This is a genomic window from Streptomyces sp. NPDC102462, assembly GCF_044765425.1.
Lineage (GTDB): Bacteria > Actinomycetota > Actinomycetes > Streptomycetales > Streptomycetaceae > Streptomyces.
The window spans coordinates 1-24,839 of record NZ_JBIWKB010000049.1; the positions used below are offsets into that span (position 1 = coordinate 1).

At 69.5% G+C, this 24,839-nt stretch carries 23 protein-coding genes and 1 pseudogene; 20 read left to right on the forward strand and 4 right to left on the reverse strand.

The features are described from left to right. Window positions 1-517 precede the first annotated feature (517 nt). Window positions 518-2,122, forward strand: a complete 1,605-nt coding sequence (locus tag ACIRFL_RS32165) for an ABC transporter substrate-binding protein (RefSeq protein ID WP_404035351.1) — start codon at window positions 518-520, stop codon at window positions 2,120-2,122. A gap of 181 nt (window positions 2,123-2,303) precedes the next feature. Here the strand turns inward: ACIRFL_RS32165 and ACIRFL_RS32170 are convergent, their stop codons facing one another. Both ACIRFL_RS32170 and ACIRFL_RS32175 read right to left on the reverse strand, forming a co-directional pair. Beyond that, entirely contained in the window at window positions 2,304-2,975 is a 672-nt protein-coding gene (locus ACIRFL_RS32170) for a response regulator transcription factor (protein WP_351729983.1), read from the reverse strand. A 12-nt stretch (window positions 2,976-2,987) separates the two neighbouring features. Further along, window positions 2,988-4,181 carry a RecB family exonuclease gene (locus ACIRFL_RS32175; protein ID WP_404035354.1) on the reverse strand — a complete coding sequence of 398 codons (1,194 nt, stop codon included), beginning with the start codon at window positions 4,179-4,181 and terminating at the stop codon, window positions 2,988-2,990. 174 nt (window positions 4,182-4,355) lie between these two features. On the opposite strand from ACIRFL_RS32175, the gene ACIRFL_RS32180 reads away from it, so the two are divergent. The 3 genes from ACIRFL_RS32180 (at window position 4,356) to ACIRFL_RS32190 (ending at window position 8,185) form a co-directional block, all read left to right on the forward strand. After that, window positions 4,356-6,020, forward strand: coding sequence for a site-2 protease family protein (locus ACIRFL_RS32180; protein ID WP_404035356.1), 1,665 nt, complete (start codon window positions 4,356-4,358; stop codon window positions 6,018-6,020). A gap of 386 nt (window positions 6,021-6,406) precedes the next feature. Next, window positions 6,407-7,312: a tRNA (adenine-N1)-methyltransferase gene (locus ACIRFL_RS32185; RefSeq protein WP_404035359.1), complete on the forward strand. Its 906-nt coding sequence runs from the start codon at window positions 6,407-6,409 to the stop codon at window positions 7,310-7,312. A 297-nt stretch (window positions 7,313-7,609) separates the two neighbouring features. Further along, window positions 7,610-8,185, forward strand: a complete 576-nt coding sequence (locus ACIRFL_RS32190; protein WP_404035362.1) for a hypothetical protein — start codon at window positions 7,610-7,612, stop codon at window positions 8,183-8,185. A 62-nt stretch (window positions 8,186-8,247) separates the two neighbouring features. On the opposite strand, the gene ACIRFL_RS32195 is transcribed toward ACIRFL_RS32190, so the two are convergent. Next, window positions 8,248-8,553 carry a ferredoxin gene (locus ACIRFL_RS32195; protein WP_404035365.1) on the reverse strand — a complete coding sequence of 102 codons (306 nt, stop codon included), beginning with the start codon at window positions 8,551-8,553 and terminating at the stop codon, window positions 8,248-8,250. A 242-nt stretch (window positions 8,554-8,795) separates the two neighbouring features. On the opposite strand from ACIRFL_RS32195, the gene arc reads away from it, so the two are divergent. From arc to prcA, 6 genes and pseudogenes are all read left to right on the forward strand, one after another. Further along, window positions 8,796-10,562: a proteasome ATPase gene (arc, locus tag ACIRFL_RS32200; RefSeq protein ID WP_351730001.1), complete on the forward strand. Its 1,767-nt coding sequence runs from the start codon at window positions 8,796-8,798 to the stop codon at window positions 10,560-10,562. A gap of 230 nt (window positions 10,563-10,792) precedes the next feature. Beyond that, window positions 10,793-12,304, forward strand: coding sequence for a depupylase/deamidase Dop (gene dop, locus ACIRFL_RS32205; RefSeq protein WP_404035368.1), 1,512 nt, complete (start codon window positions 10,793-10,795; stop codon window positions 12,302-12,304). 189 nt (window positions 12,305-12,493) lie between these two features. After that, window positions 12,494-12,712, forward strand: a complete 219-nt coding sequence (locus ACIRFL_RS32210; RefSeq protein WP_058079921.1) for a ubiquitin-like protein Pup — start codon at window positions 12,494-12,496, stop codon at window positions 12,710-12,712. A 49-nt stretch (window positions 12,713-12,761) separates the two neighbouring features. Continuing rightward, window positions 12,762-13,347, forward strand: a pseudogene (locus ACIRFL_RS32215) (endonuclease VII domain-containing protein). Beyond that, window positions 13,299-14,144 (forward strand): proteasome subunit beta, encoded by an 846-nt coding sequence (gene prcB / locus ACIRFL_RS32220; protein ID WP_404035372.1) that lies wholly within the window; start codon window positions 13,299-13,301, stop codon window positions 14,142-14,144. Before ACIRFL_RS32215 ends, prcB begins: the two are co-directional and overlap by 49 nt. Window positions 14,145-14,201: 57 nt before the next feature. After that, complete coding sequence (gene prcA, locus ACIRFL_RS32225) at window positions 14,202-14,954, forward strand: proteasome subunit alpha (RefSeq protein ID WP_404035375.1); 753 nt, start codon at window positions 14,202-14,204, stop codon at window positions 14,952-14,954. Between the two features lie 83 nt (window positions 14,955-15,037). On the opposite strand, the gene ACIRFL_RS32230 is transcribed toward prcA, so the two are convergent. Further along, window positions 15,038-16,096 carry a LacI family DNA-binding transcriptional regulator gene (locus tag ACIRFL_RS32230; protein WP_404035378.1) on the reverse strand — a complete coding sequence of 353 codons (1,059 nt, stop codon included), beginning with the start codon at window positions 16,094-16,096 and terminating at the stop codon, window positions 15,038-15,040. 77 nt (window positions 16,097-16,173) lie between these two features. Between ACIRFL_RS32230 and ACIRFL_RS32235 the strand changes: the two genes are divergently transcribed. The 10 genes from ACIRFL_RS32235 to tatC all read left to right on the forward strand — a co-directional run bounded on the left by ACIRFL_RS32235 (window position 16,174) and on the right by tatC (window position 24,783). Continuing rightward, window positions 16,174-17,433 carry an MFS transporter gene (locus ACIRFL_RS32235; RefSeq protein ID WP_404035381.1) on the forward strand — a complete coding sequence of 420 codons (1,260 nt, stop codon included), beginning with the start codon at window positions 16,174-16,176 and terminating at the stop codon, window positions 17,431-17,433. 9 nt (window positions 17,434-17,442) lie between these two features. After that, a complete protein-coding gene (gene pafA / locus ACIRFL_RS32240; RefSeq protein ID WP_404035383.1) occupies window positions 17,443-18,804 on the forward strand; it encodes a Pup--protein ligase in 1,362 nt (453 codons plus the stop codon). A 160-nt stretch (window positions 18,805-18,964) separates the two neighbouring features. Next, window positions 18,965-19,969: an FKBP-type peptidyl-prolyl cis-trans isomerase gene (locus ACIRFL_RS32245; RefSeq protein ID WP_404035386.1), complete on the forward strand. Its 1,005-nt coding sequence runs from the start codon at window positions 18,965-18,967 to the stop codon at window positions 19,967-19,969. Window positions 19,970-20,069: 100 nt separating this feature from the next. Beyond that, a complete protein-coding gene (locus tag ACIRFL_RS32250; RefSeq protein ID WP_404035389.1) occupies window positions 20,070-20,444 on the forward strand; it encodes an FKBP-type peptidyl-prolyl cis-trans isomerase in 375 nt (124 codons plus the stop codon). Window positions 20,445-20,562: 118 nt separating this feature from the next. Next, window positions 20,563-21,540 carry a helix-turn-helix transcriptional regulator gene (locus ACIRFL_RS32255; RefSeq protein ID WP_404035392.1) on the forward strand — a complete coding sequence of 326 codons (978 nt, stop codon included), beginning with the start codon at window positions 20,563-20,565 and terminating at the stop codon, window positions 21,538-21,540. Window positions 21,541-21,559: 19 nt separating this feature from the next. Next, window positions 21,560-22,612 carry a helix-turn-helix transcriptional regulator gene (locus tag ACIRFL_RS32260; RefSeq protein WP_404035395.1) on the forward strand — a complete coding sequence of 351 codons (1,053 nt, stop codon included), beginning with the start codon at window positions 21,560-21,562 and terminating at the stop codon, window positions 22,610-22,612. A 123-nt stretch (window positions 22,613-22,735) separates the two neighbouring features. After that, a complete protein-coding gene (locus ACIRFL_RS32265; RefSeq protein WP_404035398.1) occupies window positions 22,736-23,029 on the forward strand; it encodes a hypothetical protein in 294 nt (97 codons plus the stop codon). A gap of 10 nt (window positions 23,030-23,039) precedes the next feature. Then, a complete protein-coding gene (locus ACIRFL_RS32270; protein WP_351730040.1) occupies window positions 23,040-23,234 on the forward strand; it encodes a hypothetical protein in 195 nt (64 codons plus the stop codon). A 260-nt stretch (window positions 23,235-23,494) separates the two neighbouring features. Then, complete coding sequence (gene tatA, locus ACIRFL_RS32275) at window positions 23,495-23,785, forward strand: Sec-independent protein translocase subunit TatA (protein ID WP_404035401.1); 291 nt, start codon at window positions 23,495-23,497, stop codon at window positions 23,783-23,785. Window positions 23,786-23,832: 47 nt separating this feature from the next. Further along, entirely contained in the window at window positions 23,833-24,783 is a 951-nt protein-coding gene (tatC, locus tag ACIRFL_RS32280; RefSeq protein ID WP_404035404.1) for a twin-arginine translocase subunit TatC, read from the forward strand. The last annotated feature ends 56 nt before the right edge of the window (window positions 24,784-24,839 follow it).

Genomic DNA, 24,839 nt, shown 5'->3' on the forward strand with positions numbered 1-24,839 from the left:
CCCGCAGTTCTGCCATCTGTTCAGAGGAGAGATCCATACCTGACTCAACGATCACAGAAGCCTCAGGTTCCATGAACAGGATCACGAGACACTAGCCGTCACCCCAGCGCGCCAAGCCCATTGGGCGGGAATCCGCCGCCGTACGCCACGGCGAATGCAAAGTCGGCCGACTGGCTGAATTACGCTGACGCACGGCCCAGTTGAGGATGTGAGGTTTGCCACTTTCCCGAGGGTCGACATCCGCCGGGACCTGTGCCAGCCCACCCCGCCCAGGCGCCCTCCGCACGACCATGTGTCCCGATTGATGGAACGCTGCACTAATCCTGCTGCTGTCGGGTTTTCGGTGCGTCCACGCCCGGTTTCACTGCGTGATGGGCGCTCAACTCCCGTGGCCGTGAAGCGTCGTGCGGGCGCGGACTAATCTCGTCGCGAGAACATCGCCCTTACCCCCGTGATCGGCCGCAACACCCCTGCATGCCGCGTACACGGACTCGAACAGCCCTGGAGAATTTCGAGCATGAACCGCAAGACTTTGGTGCTGCCGGCCATGGCGGGCCTGCTCGCGCCGGTGCTCGCCGCATGCGGTGGTTCCGACAGCGGGAGTGATGGCGGCGGCGCGATCGTCGTCGGCACCACCGACCGGTTCACCGCCACCAAGGACGCCCCGGCCCCCCTCGATCCCGCCTACGCGTACGACGTCGGCTCCTGGAACGTGCTGCGCCAGACCGTCCAGACCCTGATGACGCAGCCCAAGGGCGACGGTGATCCGGTGCCCGAGGCCGCCGAGAGCTGCGGCTTCACCGACAGCGGCAACGAGCGCTACGCCTGCAAGCTGCGCGACGGGCTGAAGTTCGCCAACGGCGACGACGTCACGGCCGGCGACGTCAAGTACTCGATGGAGCGAGCGCTGCGCATCAAGGCGGACTCCGGTGTGTTCGCCCTGCTCTCCACCATCGACACCATCGAGACCCAGGGCGACCGTGAGGTGATCTTCCACCTCAAGACCGCGGACGCCACCTTCCCGTACAAGCTGTCCACCCCGGTCGCGGGCATCGTCAACGCCAAGGACTACGCCAAGGACAAGCTGCGCGACGGCTTCGCCGTGGACGGCTCCGGCCCCTACTCGATGAAGGCCGACGTCAAGGACAACGAGATCGTCTCGGCCACCTTCACCAAGAACCCCCACTACAAGGGGAGTCTGAAGGTGAACAACAACAAGGTCGAGATGCGCTCCTTCGGCGACGCGGACACGATGGGCACCGCCCTGGAAAAGGGTGACATCGACGTCATGACCCGCGCCATGACGCCCGCACAGGTCCGCAAGCTCGACGCCGGCACCGACGAGCACGTCAGCCTCGTCGAGATGGCCGGCCTGGAGATCCGCTACCTCGGCTTCAACACCAACGCGCCCACCGTGAAGGACAAGGCCGTCCGCCAGGCGATGGCCAAGGTCATCAACCGCGCCGAACTCGTCTCCAAGGTGTACGGCTCCCAGGCCGAGCCGCTGTACTCGCTGGTCCCGGCCGGCATCACCGGGCACTCCAACTCGTTCTTCAACAAGTACGGCGAGCCCGACGTCAACCAGGCCAGGGAACTGCTCGACAAGGCCGGCGTCACCGCCCCCGTGAAGCTGACCCTGCACTACACGACCGACCACTACGGCGCGGCCACCAAGCAGGAGTTCGAGGTCCTGCAGAAGCAGCTCAACGACAGCGGCCTGTTCGACGTCAGCGTCAAGGGCTGGCCCTGGTCCGTCTACCAGACCGACGAACGCAAGGGCAAGTACGACGTCTACGGCATGGGTTGGTTCCCCGACTTCCCCGACCCGGACAGCTACCTGGCGCCGTTCCTCGACAAGGACAACTTCCTCGCCTCGCCCTACGCCAACCCCGAGATCATCAACACCCTGATCCCGGAGTCCCGTCGCGAGGCCGACCGGCTCGGCGCCGCCAAGACCCTCACCCGCATCCAGGACATCGTCGCCGACGACGTCCCCCTGCTGCCGCTGTGGCAGGGCAAGCAGTACGTCGCCGCGCGGGACGACATCACGGGCGCCGCGTACGCCATCAACTCGTCCTCCTCGCTCCAGCTGTGGGAGCTCGGCCGCGGCGTGAGCGGCTGACACACACCCCGCCGGTCCAGGGCCCGGCCGCCGGGCCCCGCACCCGCAAGAGCCCCGGGGGCGCCCCTTCCACGGAAGAGGCGCCCCCGGGGCTCTCACAGCTCTCGTACGGCCGGCGCGCACACCCTCGGCGGGACCTCCCCAGGGGCGTGCCGGTACGCCGTACGCCACGCCCGGAGCGTCACTGCGCGCCGGGGCGCACCAATCCGCTCTCGTACGCGTACACCGCCGCCTGCACCCGGTCCCGCAGACCCAGCTTCGTCAGCACATGCCCGACGTGCGTCTTCACCGTGGTCTCGCTGACAAACAGGTCCGCCGCGATCTCGGCGTTCGACAGGCCGCGCGCCACCAGCTTCAACACCTCCACCTCACGCTCGGTGAGCGTGTGCAGCGTGTCCGGCACCGGCTCCTCACCGGACGGCAGATGTGTCGCGTACTTGTCCAGCAGCCGACGCGTGATGCTCGGCGCGAGCATCGCCTCACCGTCGGCCACCACCCGGATCGCCTGGACGAGTTCATTGGCGGGCGCGTCCTTCAACAGAAAGCCGCTCGCCCCGGCCCGCAGCGCCTCCACCACGTACTCGTCCAGATCGAACGTGGTCAGCACCAGCACCTTCGCCGGGCCGTCACGCCCAGGACCGGAAATCTGCCGGGTCGCCTCCACCCCGTCCATCCGCGGCATGCGGATGTCCATCAGCACCACATCCGGCTGCAGGGCACGCACCTGGTCGAGGGCCTGGAGGCCGTCGCCGGCCTCGCCCACGACCGCGATGTCCTGCTCCGCCTCCAGGATCATCCGGAATCCGGTGCGCAGCAGCGGCTGGTCGTCGACCAGTAGGACGCGGATGGCCATAAGTCTCCTTCGCTAGCCCGGCCCCATTCTGCCCTGCGGCACGCCCCGGGACTCGGCCCCCCTCACCGGCAGCGGATAGGGCGGGGGAGTGCCGCCGAACTCCGGGCAGTGCGCCTGGTGGTCGCACCAGCCGCACAGCCGGGTCGGCCGCGGACGCCAGTCACCCGTCTCGGTGGCCTGCCGGATCGCCTCCCACAGCGCCAGCAGCTTGCGCTCGACCCGTTCGAGGTCGGCGAGCACCGGGTCGTACGTCAGCACATCGCCGCTGCCCAGATAGACGAGCTGGAGCCGGCGCGGCACCACCCGCTTGAGCCGCCACACGACCAGCGCGTAGAACTTCATCTGGAACAGCGCGCCCTCCGCGTACTCCGGTCTCGGCGCCTTGCCCGTCTTGTAGTCGACGATCCGCACCTCGCCGGTGGGGGCCACGTCGACCCGGTCGATGATCCCGCGCAGCCGCAGCCCCGACTCCAGCTCGGCCTCGACGAACATCTCCCGCTCGGCGGGTTCCAGCCGGCTCGGATCCTCCAGCGTGAACCAGCGCTCGACCAGCTGCTCCGCCTCGCCGAGCCACCGCGCGAGCCGTTCGCCGCGCGGGTCGTCCGCGAACAACTCCACGACCTCGGGCCTCGTCTCGCGCAGCCGGTCCCACTGGCCGGGGATCAGCGACTTGGCGCGGGGCGCGGTCCGCTCGGCCGCGGGCGCGTCGAAAAGCCGCTCCAGCACCGCGTGCACCAGGGTGCCCCGGGTCGCCGCCTCGCTGGGCTTCTCCGGGAGCCGGTCGATCACCCGGAACCGGTACAGCAGCGGACACTGCATGAAGTCACCGGCCCGCGAGGGCGACAGCGAAGCGGGCGGCACGGCACCGCCCCCGACGGGCATCTCAGCACCGGCCTCGCTCGTACCGGCGGCACCGGCCTCACCCGTACCCGTCTCGGCCGCACGTGCCTCAGCTATGACCGTCCCGGCCGCGCCCGTCTCAGCCGTACCCGTGCCGGCTGTCCCGGCCGCACCCGTCCCGGCCGCACCCGTCTCAGCCGTACCCGTGCCGGCGGTCGTCTCAGCCGTTCCGGCCGGGCGGCCCGATGCGTCGTCTGCCGCCCCCTGCGCCGCTGCCTCACGCGCCGCCGCCCCCGCGACCGGTGGATCCGCCTCCCCGCTGTCGCCGTGAGCGGCCTCCGTGGCACTCTCGATGCTGCTGTCCATGAGCACAGACCATACGTGCCGCCACTGACAGTGACCCAGCCGCGCCGCCCGCCCGCCGTCCGCGGGGCGAACTCGGGGGGTGCCGGGGCGGAACGCACGACGACGGCCGCATACCATCGACCACAGACCCTTCCGCCCGGCAGGCGCGGAGGACGCTTCGAACGAGGGGACACCGTGGACGTGAGCGGCGGGAGCGGGCAGCCGCGGTCCGGCAACGACGAGCCGGCCCAGCGCCCCGCAGGTCCTACGGCCCCGGGCACCGACACCGGCGACGGCAACGGCACCGACGACAGGGCCGCGGCCACCGAACCCACCCCTACCACCGAACCCACTGGACGGACCGAGCCCGCGTCCGACGCTGACACCGCGGCAGAGCCCCACTCCGAACGCGCATCCGGAACCGGACACGACCCCGCCGGCAGGACCGGGCACGACCCGTCGCACGACTCGGCCGCGCACCCCTTGCCGACCCCGCCCGAAAGCCAGGACGGCACCCGGCCCACGCCCGGACCGGCCGAACCGACCGCCACGGGCGACACCCCCTCCGAGCGCCCCGTCCCCGCGGCCCCGCCCAAGCGATCCGAGCCCACCCCGGCCCCCGGGCGGCCGGGGGACGACGGCGAGCCGCGCGCCCACGCCGACTCCGGCACCGGCAAGGGACTCGGACGGCCGCCCGAGCGCCCCAAGGGGCCCGGCGGCGGACTGCTCATGGGACGGCCCTTCGGGGTGCCCGTGTACGTGGCGCCCAGCTGGTTCCTCGTCGCCGCACTCATCACCTGGGTGTTCGGCGGCCAGCTCGACCGGGTGCTGCCGGAACTGGGCGCCGCCCGCTACCTGGTGTCCCTGTTCTTCGCGGTCGCCTTCTACGCCTCCGTCCTCGTCCACGAACTCGCCCACACCGTCGCCGCCGTCCGCTTCAAACTCCCGGTCCGCCGCATCCAGCTCCAGTTCTTCGGCGGCGTCTCCGAGATCGAGAAGGAGGCGGAAACCCCCGGACGCGAGTTCGTCCTCGCCTTCGTCGGACCGCTGCTCTCACTCGTCCTCGCCGGCCTGTTCTACCTGGCCATGCAGCCCGTCGAGCCCGGAACCGTACCCGGCGTCCTGCTGGCCGGCCTGATGATCTCCAACCTCATCGTCGCCGCGTTCAACCTCCTGCCCGGCCTCCCCCTCGACGGCGGCCGGATGCTCCGCGCCGTCGTCTGGAAGATCACCGGCAGGCCCATGAGCGGCACCGTCGCCGCCGCCTGGGTCGGCCGCGCCCTCGCCATCTCCGTCCTGATCGGGCTCCCGCTGCTCAACCAGTCCGGAGCCCTCGGCTCCGACGCCCAGGACATCAGCGGCATGGACACCGTCACCGACGCCCTGCTCGCCGCCATCCTCGCCGCGATCATCTGGACCGGCGCCGGCAACAGCCTGCGCATGGCCCGGCTGCGCGAGCACCTGCCGGAGCTGCGGGCCCGCACCCTGACCCGGCGCGCGGTCCCGGTGGAGACCGACACCCCGCTGTCCGAGGCACTGCGCCGCGCCAACGCCGCGGGGGCCCGCGCCCTCGTCGTCGTCGACGCCGACGGCCACCCGCTCTCCCTGGTCCGCGAGGCCGCCATCGTCGGCGTACCCGAGCACCGCCGCCCCTGGGTGGCGGTCAGCGGTCTCGCCCAGGAACTCACCGACGGCATGCGCGTCTCCGCGGAACTCGCGGGAGAAGACCTCCTAGACGTCCTCCGTGCCACCCCGGCGACCGAGTACCTGGTGGTCGAGAACACGGGCGAGATCTACGGCGTCCTGTCCGCAGCAGACGTAGAACGAGCCTTCGTCAAGGCAATGGCACGCCCCGCCTGAGGCGCCCCCAAGGGGGCGCGGGGAACTGCGCGCTCAACCACGAAGCACTCGCACCCGCCCACAAAGCAGCACCGCGCCCCCCTTGTCGCGCCTTCGTCAAAGCAATGGCAAGGCCGGGCCTGACAACGCCCCGCACATGAGCGCCCCTAAGGGGCGCGGGGAACGGCGCGCCCAGCCACGACGCACCCGCGCCCGGCGCACGAAGCGGCAGCACCCTCGCCCCGTGTCCGTCCCAGGTCAAGGCAATGGCACGGCCGCGTGGAACACGCCCCAGGGGCGCGGGGAACGGCGCGACAAGCCACACACAACCCGTACCGTCCGCACACAGCCGCCCCCCACCCCCTCCGACGGCCAAGCCCCCGGCAGGGAACCGGTAGGCTGGTCACATGTCCGAACCGACCGGTGCCGCCCGCAGGCGCGGGCCCTTCAAGGTCGGGGACCAGGTACAGCTGACCGACCCCAAGGGCCGCCACTACACGTTCACGCTCGAAGCCGGGAAGAACTTCCACACCCACAAGGGTTCCTTCCCGCACGACGAACTGATCGGCGCTCCCGAGGGCAGCGTTGTCCGCACCACCGGAAACGTCGCCTACCTCGCGCTGCGCCCCCTGCTCCCCGACTACGTCCTGTCCATGCCCCGCGGGGCGGCCGTCGTCTACCCGAAGGACGCGGGACAGATCCTCGCCTTCGCCGACATCTTCCCCGGCGCCCGCGTCGTGGAGGCCGGCGTCGGCTCCGGATCGCTCAGCAGCTTCCTGCTGCGGGCCATCGGCGACCAGGGCATGCTGCACTCCTACGAGCGCCGCGAGGACTTCGCCGACATCGCCCGGCAGAACGTGGAGCGCTACTTCGGCGGCCCGCACCCGGCCTGGCAGCTCACCGTCGGCGACCTCCAGGACAACCTGTCCGACACCGACATCGACCGCGTCATCCTCGACATGCTCGCCCCCTGGGAATGCCTGGAGGCCGTCTCCAAGGCGCTCGTACCCGGCGGCATCCTGTGCTGCTACGTGGCGACCACGACACAGCTCGCCCGGACCGTCGAGTCCATCCGCGAGATCGGCTGCTTCAACGAGCCGACCTCCTGGGAGACGATGATCCGCAACTGGCACATCGAGGGCCTGGCCGTACGCCCCGACCACCGGATGATCGGCCACACCGGCTTCCTGCTCACCGCCCGCCGCCTCGCCGACGGCGTCGAGCCGCCCATGCGCCGCCGCCGCCCCGCCAAGGGCGCCTACGGCGAGGACTACGCGGGCCCCAACCCCGACGGCGGCACCACCGGCCGCTGACCCCCGTACAACCGACCAACGCGGCGGCGGGGGGGGGGGGGGGGGGCGCCGCCCCCCCCCCCCCCCCCCCCCCCCCCCCCCCCCGCCCCCCCCCCCCCCCCCCCCCCCCCCCCCCCCCCCCCCCCCCCCCGCCGCCGCGTTGAGGCGGCACAGACCGGCACACGGCCGCATCCACGCGCCACCACCCGCGGACCAAGCACCCGGGGCAAACCCGGACCCCGCCGTTCCCCCGCAGTGTGACGTGTGGCACCATGCTGGCCACCCCCACCGGCACAGCCCTCACAGGAGACACTCCTCGTGCAATCCGCGGTCCCGGAACTCGCGCACACCCACACCCGCCCCATCCACTGGGTGGCCACCGCAACCGCTGTCGCCGGCGTCGTCGCCCTCTCCTCGATGCTCCAGCCCGGCTCGGCCAAGGCCGCCCAGCCCGCCGCGGACCGGGAGACGAAGCCCGCCCCCGCGGCCACCGCGCCCGGCACCACCGGCGTCGCCTTCCCCGTCGACTGCGGCTCCGTGAGGGCCGTCGTCAAACAGAAGGCCACCGGAGACCTCGACGGCGACGACCGCCCCGAAAGCGTCGCCGTGGTGCACTGCGACGCCCCCATGGGCACCCCGCCCGACGGGGTGTACGTCCTCACCCGGGACACACGCACCGGGCAGGCCCGCGTCGTCGCCACCCTCGTCGACCCCAAGGACCGGCTCACCGTCACCGACTTCGCCGTGCGCTCCGGCGCCGTCACCGCGACCCTCCTCGGCTACTCCACGGCCGACGTACCGAGTTGCTGCCCCGACGTGAAGACCCCCGCCAAGTGGCAGTGGAACGGCCGCGCGTTCATCCGCTCCACACCGGCGGCCGCCCACAGCGTATGAAACACCCCGTCCCGCCGGGAATGTGAGAAATCAGACACCGATCACGCGGGGTGACCCGAAAATCACTCCGCGTCCGGCCCGTACACCTCGACCCTGTCCGAAACCCGACGCACATGGATGCACTCGCCCGGACACTCCCGCGCCGAGTCCACCACATCCGCGACAAGCGGCAACGGCACCGCCGCCACTGCCCCCTTGGCCTGCAACAGCACGTCGTCCGCCCCCTTCACATAAGCCAGCCCGTCGATGTCCAGCTCGAACACCTCGGGCGCGTACTGGGCACAGATCCCGTCCCCCGTACACAGATCCTGGTCGATCCAGACCTCCAGCGACCCACCGCCGCCTGGGACCTCCTGCCGCACGGTCATCCCTCCTGCCGTTCCCGGACCGAGCCGACGGGAATCCGGCCAGCTCTGACGGGTGTTGAACCCACGACCCTACCCGCGACGGCTTCCCAATCATGTTCGGTGGGTATTCCCCTGGCGTGAGGGAGAGCGCAAGGGTGAAGATCGGACACACCTTGACAGTCTTTGTGATCTAGGGGTTTCAATCGACACCCACCCAGGTAGGGTCTGGAAGCGTCCAGCTCCCCTTGGAGGAGGTGAGGACCGTGGCAGCCCACGACGACGACATGAACCGCGGCATCCGCCCGGGACGAGGGTCCGAGGACCCTGCCGGGCAGATCGCCTACCTTGAGCAGGAGATCGCCGTCCTGCGACGCAAGCTCGCCGACTCTCCGCGGCACACGAGGATTCTCGAAGAGCGGATCGTCGAGCTGCAGACCAACCTGGCCGGCGTGTCCGCACAGAACGAGCGACTCGCCAACACACTCCGCGAGGCCCGCGACCAGATCGTGGCCCTCAAAGAAGAAGTCGACCGGCTCGCCCAGCCACCGGCCGGCTTCGGAGTCTTCCTGCAGGCGAACGAGGACGGCACCGCCGACATCTTCACCGGCGGCCGCAAGCTCCGGGTGAACGTCAGCCCCAGCGTCGACCTCGACATCCTGCGACGCGGCCAGGAAGTCATGCTCAACGAAGCGCTCAACGTGGTCGAAGCCATGGAGTTCGAGCGCGTCGGGGACATCGTCACCCTCAAGGAAATCCTGGAGGACGGCGAGCGCGCCCTGGTGCTCGGGCACACCGACGAGGAACGGGTGGTACGGCTCGCCGAGCCGCTGCTGGACGTCACCATCCGCCCCGGCGACGCCCTGCTGCTCGAACCCCGCTCCGGCTACGTCTACGAAGTGGTCCCCAAGAGCGAGGTCGAAGAACTCGTCCTCGAAGAGGTACCCGACATCGGGTACGAGCAGATCGGCGGCCTCGGCAACCAGATCGAGGCCATCCGCGACGCGGTCGAGCTGCCCTACCTCTACCCCGACCTCTTCAAGGAGCACGAGCTGCGCCCACCCAAGGGCGTCCTGCTCTACGGACCCCCCGGATGCGGCAAGACGCTCATCGCCAAGGCCGTCGCCAACTCGCTGGCCAAGAAGGTCGCCGAGGTCACCGGCCAGGCCGCAGGCAAGAGCTTCTTCCTGAACATCAAGGGCCCCGAACTGCTCAACAAGTACGTCGGCGAGACCGAGCGGCAGATCCGCCTCGTCTTCCAGCGCGCACGGGAGAAGGCCAGCGAGGGCACCCCCGTGATCGTCTTCTTCGACGAGATGGAATCGCTCTTCCGCACCCGCGGCTCCGGCGTCAGCTCCGACGTGGAAAACACCATCGTCCCCCAGCTGCTCGCCGAGATCGACGGCGTCGAAGGGCTGCAGAACGTCGTGGTCATCGGAGCCTCCAACCGCGAGGACATGATCGACCCCGCCATCCTGCGCCCCGGCCGGCTCGACGTGAAGATCAAGATCGAGCGTCCGGACGCCGAAGCGGCCAAGGACATCTTCGGGAAGTACCTCACCGAGCGCCTGCCGCTGCACGCGGACGACCTCGGAGAACACGAAGGCGACAAGGCCACCACGGTCCAGAGCATGATCCAGACCGCGGTCGAGCACATGTACGCCGAATCCGAGGAGAACCGCTTCCTGGAGGTCACCTACGCCAACGGCGACAAGGAAGTCCTCTACTTCAAGGACTTCAACTCCGGAGCGATGATCGAGAACATCGTCGGACGCGCCAAGAAAATGGCGATCAAGGAATTCCTCGAACACAACCAGAAGGGCCTCAGGGTCTCCCATCTCCTCCAGGCATGCGTGGACGAGTTCAAGGAGAATGAAGACCTGCCCAACACCACGAACCCGGACGACTGGGCCCGGATCTCCGGCAAGAAGGGTGAAAGGATCGTCTACATCCGCACCCTCATCACCGGAAAGCAGGGCGCGGACACCGGACGCTCCATCGACACGGTGGCGAACACCGGACAGTACCTGTAAACACAGGGCGGCTGCGGGTGCCCCCACCGGGTACCCGCAGCCGACTGTTTTCCAGGCCACGCCGGACAGGCAATGACGCAAATGATCTCCCCACCAGCGCAAAGGCGTTCTAGGCTCTTCGGTACCGCCGAGTCGCGCAGTGCGGGGACGGGCACCGCACACGCACCGGAGCGCCAGCGGTACTTGAGCGGCGCCCACGACCGAGGACGCCGCCGGGCAAGGAGGGCCGCATGACCGTACGGCGAGTAATGGGCATCGAGACGGAGTACGGCATCTCTGTCCCCGGCCACCCCAATGCCAATGCCATGCTCACCTCATCCCAGATCGTGAACGCCTACGCGGCAGCGATGCACCGGGCCCGCCGAGCCCGCTGGGACTTCGAGGAAGAGAACCCGCTGCGCGACGCACGAGGGTTCGACCTCGCCCGCGAAGCCGCCGACGCCAGCCAGCTCACCGACGAGGACATCGGCCTCGCCAACGTCATCCTCACCAACGGCGCACGCCTCTACGTCGACCACGCACACCCCGAATACAGCGCACCCGAGGTCACCAACCCGCGCGACGCCGTCCTCTGGGACAAGGCCGGCGAACGCATCATGGCCGAGGCCGCCGAACGAGCCGCCCAGCTCCCCGGCGCCCAGCCCATCCACCTGTACAAGAACAACACCGACAACAAGGGCGCCTCCTACGGCACGCACGAGAACTACCTGATGAGGCGGGAGACCCCCTTCTCGGACATCGTGCGCCACCTCACGCCCTTCTTCGTCTCCCGGCAGGTCTTCGCCGGAGCCGGCCGCGTCGGCATCGGCCAGGACGGCCACGAACACGGCTTCCAGCTCAGCCAGCGCGCCGACTACTTCGAGGTCGAGGTCGGCCTGGAGACCACCCTCAAACGCCCCATCATCAACACCCGCGACGAGCCCCACGCCGACGCCGAGAAATACCGGCGCCTCCACGTGATCATCGGCGACGCCAACCTCTCCGAGATCTCCACCTACCTCAAACTGGGCACGACCGCCCTGGTCCTGTCCATGATCGAAGACGGCTTCATCGCCGTCGACCTGGCCGTCGACCAGCCCGTACGCACCCTCCACCAGGTCTCCCACGACCCCACACTCAAGCGCCTGGTCACCCTCCGCAGCGGCCGCACACTCACCGCGGTACAGCTCCAGATGGAGTACTACGAACTGGCCCGCAAGTACGTCGAAGAACGCCACGGCGCGGACGCCGACGAACAGACCAAAGACGTCCTCATCCGCTGGGAAGACACCCTGAACCGCCTGGAGAACGACCCCATGAGCCTCGCCGGCGAACTCGACTGGGTCGCCAAGCGCGAACTCATGGAGGGCTACCGCCGCCGCGACAACCTGGACTGGGACGCCGCCCGGCTGCACCTCGTGGACCTCCAGTACGCCGACGTACGCGCCGAGAAGGGCCTCTACAACCGCCTGGTGAGCCGCGGACGCATGAAACGGCTCCTGCGGGAGACCGAGGTCGAACGGGCGCGCACCAAGCCGCCGGAGGACACCCGCGCCTACTTCCGGGGCCGGTGCCTGGAGCAGTACGCGGACGACGTGGCGGCAGCCTCCTGGGACTCGGTGATCTTCGACCTGCCCGGCCGGGACTCCCTCCAGCGCGTTCCAACCCTGGAACCGCTTCGCGGAACGCGAAATCACGTCAAGGAGCTGCTGGACCGCTGCCGCACGGCGGAAGACCTGGTCAGGGTCCTGTCCGGCGGCTGAACGGGCCGGCGGTCCGCACCGGGCGTCCGGGGTGGAAATCCCGGCGCCCGGGAATCATCGAGGTGGCCCCCGTACGTTGGAGAAACTGCGGGGCCGATGTCGGACCCGGCTTGTAGGGTCTGATCATCACCGATCGGCAGGAATGCCGACCTGCCGACCATGTCGGGCGAACTGAGCGGGGTGAGGGTTATGGCGACCAAGGACACCGGCGGCGGCCAGCAGAAGGCCACGCGCTCTACCGAGGAGGTCGAGGAGCAGGCGCAGGACGCGCAGGGCTCGGAGGACCTCAAGGAACGACACGAAAAGCTGAGCGACGACGTGGACTCGGTACTGGACGAGATCGACGACGTACTTGAGGAAAATGCCGAGGATTTCGTGCGAAGCTTCGTGCAGAAAGGTGGTCAGTAGAGGGAAATTGGTCACTTTACCTTCGAAGTGAAGGTTACGGGGGAGTTGGGTGGCTGAGGACCCGAACGCGAAGCGATGCAGGAAATGTGGACGGGATCTGCCTCGTGAGGCGTTCGCGCGGGACAGGAACCGGCGCGATGGCCTCCAGGTGCACTGCCGGAAGTGCGTGGCGGAGTACGGCGCCGCGCACTACCGGCGCCGCCGGGAGGCGATGGGCAAGCCGGTCCGGGAGAAGGTGGATGTCCCGGCCGGGCACAAGCTCTGCCGCACTTGCGGCGAGGTCAAGCCCCACAGCGAATGGCATCGCAACGCAACCGCCTCCAAAGGCGTGCAAGGCCGCGCAGGGGCGGCAGGGCCACTTGAAGCGTCAGTACGGCCTGACCGAAGCGGAACGCGACAAGCTGATCGCCGCCCAAGGAGGCGTCTGCTGTATATGCCTGTCGGCTCAACCCGCACATGTGGATCACTGCCATGAGACGGGTAGGGTCCGTGGCGTACTGTGCTTCAGCTGCAACGCTGCACTGGGGCAGTTCAAGGATCAGCCCGAGGCCATAAGGCGGGCTGCTGCATACGTGGAAGGAAACGCGTGGAAGCCAACACTCGTAGCACCGGGCGTCTACCGGCTGCCTTCCTGACGCCTGGGTCCTCTTCCTTCATGGACTTTCTCTCCGATCACCAGCCGGACCTGCTGCCGGGCAGGCGGCAGCTGCCGCCCACGCAGGGGGTGATCGAGGCGCCGCACGGGACGACGATCGTGGCCGTGACGTTCCCGGGCGGCGTGGTGCTCGCCGGTGACCGCCGGGCCACGATGGGCAATGTGATCGCCCAGCGGGACATCGAGAAGGTCTTCCCCGCCGACGAGTACTCGGCAGTGGGGATCGCCGGTACCGCGGGTCTGGCGGTCGAGATGGTCAAGCTCTTCCAGCTGGAACTGGAGCACTTCGAGAAGGTCGAGGGCGCCCAGTTGTCGCTGGAGGGCAAGGCGAACCGGCTGTCGACGATGATCCGGTCCAATCTGGGCATGGCGATGCAGGGGCTGGCCGTGGTGCCGCTGTTCGCCGGTTTTGACGTGGATCGTGACAAGGGCCGGATCTTCTCCTATGACGTCACCGGGGGCCGCTCCGAGGAGCACAACTTCGCCGCGACCGGTTCCGGCTCGGTCTTCGCGCGTGGTGCGATGAAGAAGCTGTTCCGTGACGACCTGTCCGAGGAGCAGGCCACGACCCTCGTGGTGCAGGCCCTGTACGACGCGGCCGACGACGACTCGGCGACCGGTGGTCCCGATGTCGCGCGCCGGATCTATCCGATCGTCATCGTGATCACCGAGGACGGTTTCCGCCGGCTCACCGAGGAGGAGTCCTCCGAGATCGCCCGTTCGGTCCTTGAGCGGCGTCTGGAGCAGCCGGACGGCCCGCGGGCCGCGCTGCTGTAGCCGGTTGTTTCTTTGCCAGGTGGTCCAGTGACTTCGACAGAAAGGGACGGATAACCGGTGTCGACGCCGTTCTATGTCTCACCTCAGCAGGCGATGGCCGACCGGGCGGAGTACGCCCGTAAGGGCATCGCCCGTGGCCGCAGCCTGGTCGTGCTGCAGTACGCCGACGGCATCGTGTTCGTCGGTGAGAACCCGTCCCGTGCGCTGCACAAGTTCAGCGAGATCTATGACCGGATCGGTTTCGCCGCGGCCGGTAAGTACAACGAGTACGAGAACCTTCGTATCGGCGGTGTGCGCTATGCGGATCTGCGTGGCTACACCTATGACCGGGATGATGTGACGGCCCGGGGTCTGGCCAATGTGTATGCCCAGACGCTGGGCACGATCTTCTCCAGTGCGGCTGAGAAGCCGTACGAGGTGGAGCTGGTGGTGGCCGAGGTCGGGGAGACCCCGGAGGGTGATCAGATCTATCGGCTGCCGCATGACGGGTCGATCGTGGATGAGCACGGTTCGGTCGCGGTGGGTGGCAATGCCGAGCAGATCAGTGGCTTCCTGGATCAGCGGCATCGTGACGGGATGACTCTTGCGGAGGCGCTGAAGCTGGCGGTGCAGGCGCTGTCGCGGGACACGAACGGCAGTGAGCGGGAGATCCCGGCGGAGCGTCTGGAGGTCGCCGTGCTGGATCGGACGCGACCGCAGCAGCGTAAGTTCAAGCGCATCGTGGGCCGGCAGCTGTCGCGGCTGCTGGCGGGGGACGGTGCGGCCACGGAGGCGGAGAGCGCCGAGGGCGAGGGCGCTGGGGACGAGTAGTTCGCGTCTGCTGTGTCATGCCTTGCGCGCCCCGGTCGGCCTCGCCGTCCGGGGCGCGGCGCGTGGTGCCCGCGTGGCGGCCGTCAGAGGGGCCTGGGCGGCGCCGTGGAGCCACGTACGACGAGGTGCACGGGGATGTCGGCGCGGTCCGGTTCGCGGCCCTCCAGGACGTCCAGGAGGGCTTGCATGCCGCGTTCGCCGAACCGTTCGGCGTCGAGTCGTACGGTGGTGAGTTCGGGGTCGATGGCGGTGGCCAGGGCGAGGTCGTCGAGGCCGGTGACCGAGATGTCGGTGGGTACGTGGAGTCCTCGGCGGCGTAGTGCTTTGTAGGCGCCGGCGGCGAGTTTGTCGTCGTCGCAGACGAGGGCGGTGGGGTGGGGTCCTGGGGTGGTGAGGGCGGTGTGGGTGGCGGTTGTGGCGTCCTCGATGGTCAGGGGTGTGGGGACGGTCCGTACGGTGGTGCCGGGGACGGCGGCGATGCGGGTGGCCAGTTCGTGTGCGCGTACCTGGAAGGTCCAGGAGGGTACGTCGGCGGCGAGGTGCAGGAAGCTGCGGTGGCCGAGTCCGAGGAGGTGTTCGGTGATCTGGCGGACGCCGTCGGCGATGTCGAGGTTGACGGTGGCGGCGCCGAGGCTGCCGTGCGGGTCGCTGTCGAGCATGATGAGGGGGAGTTGGTCGCCGTGGATGGCGGTGAGTGCGTCGGCGGCCATGGAGGAGGCGATGACTCCGTCGAGTGCGGCCTGTGCCGAGGCGAAGGGGTCGCGGGCCGGGCCGACGCCTTCGGGGGAGGGGTAGAGGACCACGCCGAAGCCGTGTCGGGCGGCGATGCGGGCGGCTCCGGTGTAGACGCCGGCGAAGAACTCGGTGGTAAGGGCGGGGACGACGAGGAGGACGGTGCGGGTGCGGCCGAGGCGGAGGTTGCGGGCGGCGAGGTTGGGGCGGTAGCCGAGGTGGTGTGCGGCGTCGCGGACGCGTTGGGCGGTGGCGGCGGAGACCCGGCCGTGCCATTTGTCGCCGAGGACGAGGGAGACGGCTGCCTGGGAGACGCCGGCGGCTTGGGCGACGTCACGGCTTGTGGGGCGCGTGCTGCTGGGTGGCACCGTGGGTGCGCTCCTTCGTCTGGACGTGCGAACAGCGCACATGGTACGTATGACCCGGTCGTTATACGTAACACGTGAGGGTGGCGACCGACCTCGGGCGAGCCGGTGGAGGGCAGGAGATGGCCGCGGGATACCTGGAGATCCTCAGGGCGAGGCATGCGGCGCGGCTGCTGGCGGGCACGCTGGTGGGCCGGCTGCCGAACGCGACGGCCGCGATCGCGCTGGTGCTGTTCGTGCGCGCTGAGGGCGGCAGCTACAGCCTCGCGGGGGCGCTGGCCGCGGTCTACGGCGTGGCCAACGCGGTCGGGCAGCCGGTCCTGGGGCGGCTGGTCGACCTGCACGGGCAGCCCCGGGTCCAGTTGCCCGCGGCGGTGCTGGCGGCGCTGTCGATGGCGGTCTTCGCCCTCTGCGGCACGGACCCGCTGCCCCTCGCCTATGCCGCCGTGGCCGGCGCGGGCCTGTTCGCGCCTCCCCTGGAGGGCGGCCTGCGGGCGCTGTGGCCGTCGGTGCTGCGCCGCGAGGAGCAGGTGCACACGGCGTACGCCATGGACGCGGTCGCTCAGGAGGTCATGTTCACCGTCGGTCCGCTGCTGGTGACGGTGTGCGTGTCGGTGTGGTCGGAGCGGGCGGCCCTGCTGGTGCTGAATGTTGTGGGCGTGCTCGGGGCGCTGTCGGTGGTGCTGTCGCCGCCTTCGCGCGCGTGGCGTTCCGCGCCGCGTGAGGCGCACTGGCTGGGCCCGCTGCGCTCGCCCGGGCTGCTGGCGCTGCTCGGCGCGTTTCTGTTCGTGGGGGTCGCGCTCGGCTCCATCACGGTGGCCTCGGTGCCTTATGCCGACGATCACGGCGGTGACGCGGTGTACGGCTGGCTGATGGCGGCCCTGGGGCTCGGCGCGCTGGTCGGCGGCAGCGTGTACGGGGCGCGGCGGTGGGGTGGCGTGCCGGAGCGGCGACTGCGGGTGCTGGTGGCTCTTCTGGCGCTGTGTTATCTGCCGCTGATGCTGATGCCGGGTGCGGTGGCGATGGTGTTGCTCACCGTGGTCGCCGGGGTGTTCCTGGCGCCGTCGATCGCCTGTGCGTTCGTCATCGTCGACCGGCATGCGCCGAGCGGTACGGTCACGGAGGCGTTCTCCTGGCTTGTGACGACGTTCACGGTGGGTGCTTCGGTGGGAACGGGCCTGGCGGGTCCGGTGGTCGAGGCGGGTGGCGCGCTGTGGGGGTTCGCCGTTCCGGGTGCCGCGGGGGCCGTGTCCTTGCTGGTGTTGCTGGCCACGGAGCGGGTCCTCGCAGTTCCCGCACGGCGGGCGGTGGTTGCGGCGTCAGCGGAAAATGATCCAAATCGTGCTGTCGAACCTCGTTTCAGTTCAGGGGATCGGGCGTAATGTTCAGTCATGGACCGCCGCATTTTCGGGCTGGAGAACGAGTACGGCGTCACGTGCACGTTCAGGGGACAGCGCCGCCTGTCGCCTGACGAGGTGGCGCGGTACCTCTTCCGCCGTGTCGTGTCATGGGGCCGTAGCAGCAATGTCTTTCTGCGCAACGGTGCCCGCCTCTATCTCGACGTGGGGTCACATCCGGAATACGCGACACCCGAGTGTGACAACGTGATCGAACTGGTCACCCACGACAAGGCCGGCGAGCGCATTCTCGAAGGGCTTCTGGTGGACGCGGAGCGACGCCTGCACGAGGAGGGAATCGCGGGCGACGTCTACCTCTTCAAGAACAACACGGACTCGGCGGGCAACTCCTACGGTTGCCACGAGAACTATCTGGTGGCGCGGCACGGGGAGTTCTCCCGGCTCGCCGACATCCTCATTCCGTTCCTGGTCACCCGGCAGCTGCTGTGCGGTGCGGGGAAGGTGCTGCAGACGCCGCGTGGTGCGGTGTACTGCGTGAGCCAGCGGGCGGAGCACATCTGGGAGGGCGTGTCGTCGGCGACGACGCGTTCCCGGCCCATCATCAACACGCGGGACGAGCCACACGCGGACGCGGAGCGTTACCGCCGGCTGCATGTCATCGTGGGCGACTCGAACATGTCCGAGACGACGATGCTGCTCAAGGTCGGGGCCACCGATCTGGTGCTGCGGATGATCGAGGCGGGCACGGTGATGCGTGATCTGACCCTGGAGAACCCGATCCGGGCGATCCGTGAGGTCAGTCATGACATCACGGGCCGGCGCAAGGTGCGTCTGGCCAGCGGGCGGGAGGCGTCGGCGCTCGAGGTGCAGCGCGAGTACTACGAGAAGGCCGTGGACTTCTGTGAGCGCCGTGGTATCCGCACCGGCACGGTGGAGCAGGTGTTGGAGCTGTGGGGCCGTACGCTGGACGCGATCGAGTCGGAGGATCTGGACCGGATCGCCACCGAGATCGACTGGGTGATGAAGTACAAGCTCATCGAGCGGTACCGGGCCAAGCACAACATGACCATGTCGCATCCGCGGGTCGCGCAGATAGACCTCGCGTACCACGACATCCACCGGCGTCGTGGCCTGTACTACCTGCTGGAGAAGAAGGGGCAAGCCGCCCGGATCTGCAACGACTTGAAGATCTTCGAGGGCAAGTCGGTTCCGCCGCAGACGACTCGGGCGCGGCTGCGCGGCGACTTCATCCGGCGGGCCCAGGAGCAGCGCCGTGATTTCACGGTCGACTGGGTGCATCTCAAGCTCAACGACCAGGCGCAGCGGACGGTGTTGTGCAAGGACCCGTTCCGTTCGGTGGACGACCGGGTGGAGAAGCTCATCGCCGGTATGTGAGCGGGGCGTTGCCGCGTTCCCCTGTTCGAGTTCGCTCGAAAGGGGGATACGGGGAGAACGCCACACGGGCGCCGTACGTTTCCCGTACGGCGCCCTTCGCACGCCGTAGAGTTGCGCGGGCACTCCATCCGCAAGATCGACCGATTACGAGGCCCCCACCGTGCGCCGACGCTCACTCCTCTTCGCCGCCGTACCCGCAGGACTGGTCACGCTCGCCGGGTGCGGCGACGGCAAGTCGGACTCCAGCAAGGCGAGCGCGTCGCCGTCCGGCTCGGCTTCGTCGGTGCCGCCGCCGAAGATCGTGGAGGGGCCGCTGCCGGCGATCACCGCGGGGCAGAAGTTCGGTGAGAAGCCGACCGTGGCCAAGGGGTCGGGGGAGCCGTCGAAGGATCTCGCGGTGAAGACGGTGATCGCGGGCGGCGGCAGGACGGTCGCGGAGAACGACTTCGTCCAGGCGCACTATCTGGGGCAGATCTGGAACTCGGCGAAGGTCTTCGACAATTCCTACGACCGCAAGAGCGCGCTGGTGCTGCAGCTGGCCGAGGGCGGTGTCATCGACGGCTGGCGGTATGCCCTGACCGGCAAGAAGACCGGCAGCCGGGTGCTGATGGCGGTGCCGCCGACCTGGGGCTACGGCGCGTCGGGCAATGCGCAGGCCGGGATCAAGGGCACGGACACGCTGGTGTTCGTCGTCGACCTGGTGGACGCGTTCAACTCCAAGAGTTCGGCGCGGGGCAAGGAGGTCCCGCAGACCGATGCCGCCCTGCCGAAGGTCGGCACGAACACGGACGGCAACGCGCCCTCCGTGGACATCCCGAAGTCGGCGGCGCCGGGCAAGCTGGTGTCCGCGTATGTCCTGGAGGGCGACGGCGCCGCGCTGAAGGCGGACCAGACGATCCTGTGCCAGTTCCGGGGTGTGGTCTGGGACGGGGGCAAGACGTTCGAGCAGACCTATGGCTCGGGCCGGCTGAGCCAGTTCTCGTTGCAGCAGATGCAGCAGGTCGTCAAGGGGCTGTCGCAGGGCCTGACCGGTAAGAAGGTCGGCAGCCGGGTCCTCGTCGTGGTGCCCCCGGACCTGGCCTACGGCGACACGCCGCCGAGCGGGGACGTCATCAAGAAGGGCTCCACGCTGGTGTTCTCCGTCGACATTCTGGCGGCGATGTGAGGCCGTGTGTGTGGGGACGTGCCGCCCGTCGCGGGCGTGCCGGGGCCGGGGATGAAAGACTGTCCGCGTTCCGTGTCGTACACAAGCAGGAGCTAGAGACGTGAGCATCGAGAAGCCCGAGGTCGACTTCCCGGGTGGCGAGCCCCCGGCGGACCTTGAGATCAAGGACATCTGGGCGGGCGACGGTCCGGAGGCCAAGGCCGGCGACACCGTCTCCGTCCACTATGTGGGCGTGGCCTTCTCCACGGGTGAGGAGTTCGACGCGTCCTGGAACCGCGGCACGCCGCTGAAGTTCCAGCTGGGTGCCGGCCAGGTCATCGCCGGCTGGGACCGGGGTGTGCAGGGCATGAAGGTCGGCGGCCGTCGTCAGCTGACCATTCCGGCGCACCTGGCGTACGGCGACCGTGGTGCGGGCGGCGGCCGGATCGCCCCCGGCGAGACGCTGATCTTCGTCTGCGACCTGGTCGGGGTCTGATCGGATCCGATCGTCCGGGGTCCGTGCCCGCCCGGGCACGGGCCCTCGGCTTTTGCCGCGCCACCGTGGAGCGGTACGGTCAACGATCGTAAGCACCACAGGGAGGCGAAGGGCGTCGATGGCCATTGCCAAGGCCGAGCGGCTGATGAATCTGGCGCTGTGTCTGCTCGGGACGCGGCGGCCGCTCAGCAAGCGTGAGCTGCGGGAGTCCATCGAGGCGTATGTCGAGGCTTTCGGGCCGGGCAAGGGCGCGGCCGGCGCTGACGACTCCTTCAGCCGGATGTTCGAGCGTGACAAGGACGACCTGCGGGAACTCGGCCTGGTCATCGAGACCGTCGAGAACATCGACGGAGAGGTCGGCTATCTCGCCCGCCGGGACAGCAACCGGCTGCCGCCCATCACGCTGGACGCGGAGGAGGCCGCCGCGCTGGGTCTTGCCGCCAAGGTGTGGCAGCAGGCCCGGCTGGCCGGCGCGGCCAGCGGTGCCCTGCAGAAGCTGCGTGCGGCGGGTTTGCCCGAGGACGTCGACCCGTACGAGGCGCATGGCGCGCTGGAGCCGCGCATCCCGGTGCACGAGGCCGCTTTCGAGCCGTTGATGCTGGCCTGCCGGGATCGCCGTCCGGTGGTGTTCGACTACCGCAAGGCGAGTGCGGCCCGGCCCGAGACCCGGCATGTGGAGCCGTGGGCGCTGGAGTGCTGGCGCGGCCACTGGTATCTGGCGGGCTGGGACCGTGACCGGTGTGCGGAGCGGGTGTTCCGGCTGTCCCGGATCACCGGCCGGGTCCGTTCCCGTGGGAGCGTCTTCACCGCCGCGGTGCCCGATGTGGTCACCGTGCGGGAGACCGTCGCGAGCTGGGCGGGTGAGATCGCGGATCGTTCGGCGCTGATCCGGTTGCGTTCCGGTGCGGGTTACCCCCTTCGGGCGAAGGCCACCGTGGTCCGGGAACTCGGGGACGGCTGGGACGAGTTGGAGATTCCGTACGGGCACGGTCTGGACGCCTGGCTGGTGGAGTTCGGGCCCGATGTGGTGGTCCTGGAGCCGGCCGAGCTGCGGGCCGACGTGGTGGACCGGCTGCGTGCCGTGGCCAAGGGCTGAGGGGGAGCGGAGCGGAACTGTGGCAGGCAAACCGGTCAGGCCCGTGAACGCCATCGACCAGACCCGGCGGATGCTCTCCCTGGTGACATATCTGCGGGAGCGCCCCGGCGCCCGGGTCGCCGATGTGGCGCGTGCCTTCGGCGTCACCGAGGACGAGCTGGTCTCGGACCTCGATGTGCTGCCCATGTGCGGCACCAGCTTCCGCGGCGGTGATCTGCTGGACATCGACACGGACGGCGAGCGCATCTGGTGGCACAATCCGGCGGCGCTCGGCGCGGACGCGGCGGAGCCGCTGAGGCTGGCCGCGGACGAGGCGACGGCGCTGCTGGTGGCCGCGCGTGCGGTGGCCACCCTGCCGGGGCTGCGGGAGAGCGACCGGCAGGCGCTGCTGCGGGCCACCGCCAAGGTGGAGGGGGCGGCCGGTGACGCGGCGGGTGCCAGTGCGCGGCTGTCGGTGACCTTCGAGTCGGAGGGTGGTGTGTTCGCGGATGTCGACCGGGCCATCTCCGAGCGGCGCCGCCTGTGGATCCGCTACTACTCGCCCGCCCGTGACGAGGTCACCGAGCGGGAGATCGATCCCATCCGTCTGGTCAGCGTCGGCCACACCTATGTGGAGGCGTGGTGCCGCCGCTCGGAGGCGCGCCGCACGTTCCGGCTGGACCGGGTCGCCGAGATCAAGATCCTCGATGAGCCGTCGGCGCCGCCGGAGATCGAGCTGCGGGATCTGTCGGAGGGGCTGGTGCAGCCGGCCGCCGAGGATCCGGAGGTGGTGGTCGAGGTCGGTCCGGGCGGCCGCTGGGTCGCCGAGTACTACCCGCACGACAGTGCCGATGAGCTTCCCGACGGCGGGCTGCGTATCACGGTGCGCACCCCGGATCCGGCCTCGCTGAGACGTCTGGCGCTGCGGCTCGGCCGTGACGGCAGGATCGTCTCGCCGCCGGAGCTGGCCGACAGTGCCCGGCGGGCCGCCCGGGCGGCGCTGGCCGGGTACGACGGGGTGGAGGCGGCGCAGGGCGCGCCGTGTGAGGGGACGCGCGCGGAGCGCGACGGGCTGTACGACAGGGCGCAGTGAGCCGCGGGTGTCCGCCCGGTGCCGCGGGGCCGCCGCGCCGGGCGGGCCGTGCGCGGCGCGGCGGCCGTGTCGCCTGCGGTTTCGCCGCGGAGGCGACCTACCACGAAGTGAGGAGCGAGGGCTTTGAGCGAGTCTGCGGTGTCGGATGCGGGAGAGATGACGGTCGCGGCCGCCTTCGCGGGGATGCGAAGAGTGGTTCCGGTGGTGTTCAGGGCGGGCTGCCCGGAGTGCCGGGGCCGTTTCGAGCTGTCCGCCGGCGCCCTCAGGCTCGCCGTCGGCGCCACCAGCCGTACGACGTTCTACTCCTTCACCTGCCCGGACTGCGGTGTCCTGGTCCGCAAGCCCGCGAGTGAACGCATCGTCGAGCTGCTGACCGACGGTGGGGTCAGGACGCTGCGGCTGCACTCCGCCCTTTAGGCTCGACGCCATGTTCTGGGCGATGTTCGCGGTGGCCGTGGGTTTTCTGGGTCTGGCCGTCCTCGGTGTGCTCGCCGTGCGGGTCTTCGTGGAGGCGCGGCGGCTGGGGCGGCAGGTCGAGGACTCGGCGCGCCGGATCGGCCGTGCGGCCGAGGACCTGGAGCGGGCCGCGGTGAGCGCGTCCCGGGCCGCCGACGCGCTGTGAGGGCCGAGGTGCGCGGCGGTGACCGTGTGAACCGGACGCGCTATGTGTTACTTCGCCCTGTCACGCCGCCCGTTTGGGCGGGTACGCTGCTGGTCGCGGTGCGCAGAACGAGGCCCGTACCGCGGACCGGGAGTACGCACAGGGATTGCCTCGCGTTCACCCCTGAGCGTTACGATCGCTGCCAGCACGGTCCTTCGGGCACATGTCCGATGGGTCGGACAGCACCCCACCCAGCCGCCTCGGTGAGAAGGTAAAGACTTATGTTCGGAAGGCTCGGAGCCCCCGAGATCATTCTCATCCTCGTCGTCATCGTCCTGCTGTTCGGCGCGAAGAAGCTTCCGGACATGGCCCGCTCGCTCGGGAAGTCCGCCCGCATCCTCAAGAGCGAGGCCAAGGCGATGAAGGAGGACGGCGGCAACAACACCGCCGCCTCCGCGCAGGCCCCCAGCTCCGACGAGCAGTCCTCGGCCCAGCGCACCATCCAGGCAGCCCCCGGCGACGTGACCAGCTCGCGGCCGGTCACCGAGCCGTCGGACACCACCAAGCGCTGACGCAGGGCCGGAAGCTCCCGGCCCGCCGCACGAGATGAGGACGTGGGTTGCCCAAGCCTGCCCGCAACAAGGAGAAGGATCCCGAGGGGCGGATGCCCCTTGCGGATCATCTTCGTGAGCTGCGCAACCGGCTCGCGAAGGCGATTCTGGCCATCGTCGTCGTCACGGTCGTCGCCGCCTTCTTCTACAACGACATCATCAACTTCCTCACCAAGCCGATCCTCGACTCGGTCGGCTGCGGGAAGACCTTCGAGGAACTGGCCCGGTCGAGCGACGACACCCAGCAGTGCGCGCGGATCACCATCAACGGCCTCCTCGCCCCGTTCACGCTGGCCCTGCAGGTCTCCTTGATGGCGGGCGTCGTGCTGGCCTCGCCGATCTGGCTCTACCAGCTGTGGGGGTTCGTCGCGCCGGGTCTGCACCGGCACGAGAAGAAGTACGCCTACGCGTTCGTCGGCACCGGCGCCCCGCTGTTCCTCGGCGGCGCCTACTTCGCGTACCGGGTGCTGCCCACCACGGCCGAGGTGCTGATGCAGTTCACGCCGCACGGCGTGGACAACCTGCTGCCGCTGGACGATCTGCTGCAACTCGTCACCCGCATGGTGGTCGTCTTCGGTCTCTCCTTCGAGCTGCCCCTGCTGCTGATCATGCTCAATCTGACCGGCGCGCTCAGCGGCAAGCGCATGCTCGGCTGGTGGCGGGCCATGATCATGGGCATCACGGTCTTCGCGGCCGTGGCCACCCCCAGCACCGACCCCATCTCGATGCTGTCGCTCGCCGGGCCGATCTGGGTGCTGTACTTCTTCGCGGTCGCCTTCTCCCTGCTCAACGACCGGCGCAGGCGGCGGCGCGAGGCCGAGGGCCCCGCCGACGACGAGGCCTCCGACCTGGATCTGACGCCCGAGGACATCGGCGAGGTCGAGACGGTCTCCGCCGGCCGGGCGCTGCCCGAGCAGTCCAGCACGGACCGGGTCAACGGCTACGACGACGTGACCTGAGCGTTCGCGCCCCGCGAGGTGAGCTGCCCGCGCCCGCGACGGCGCGGGCAGGCCGC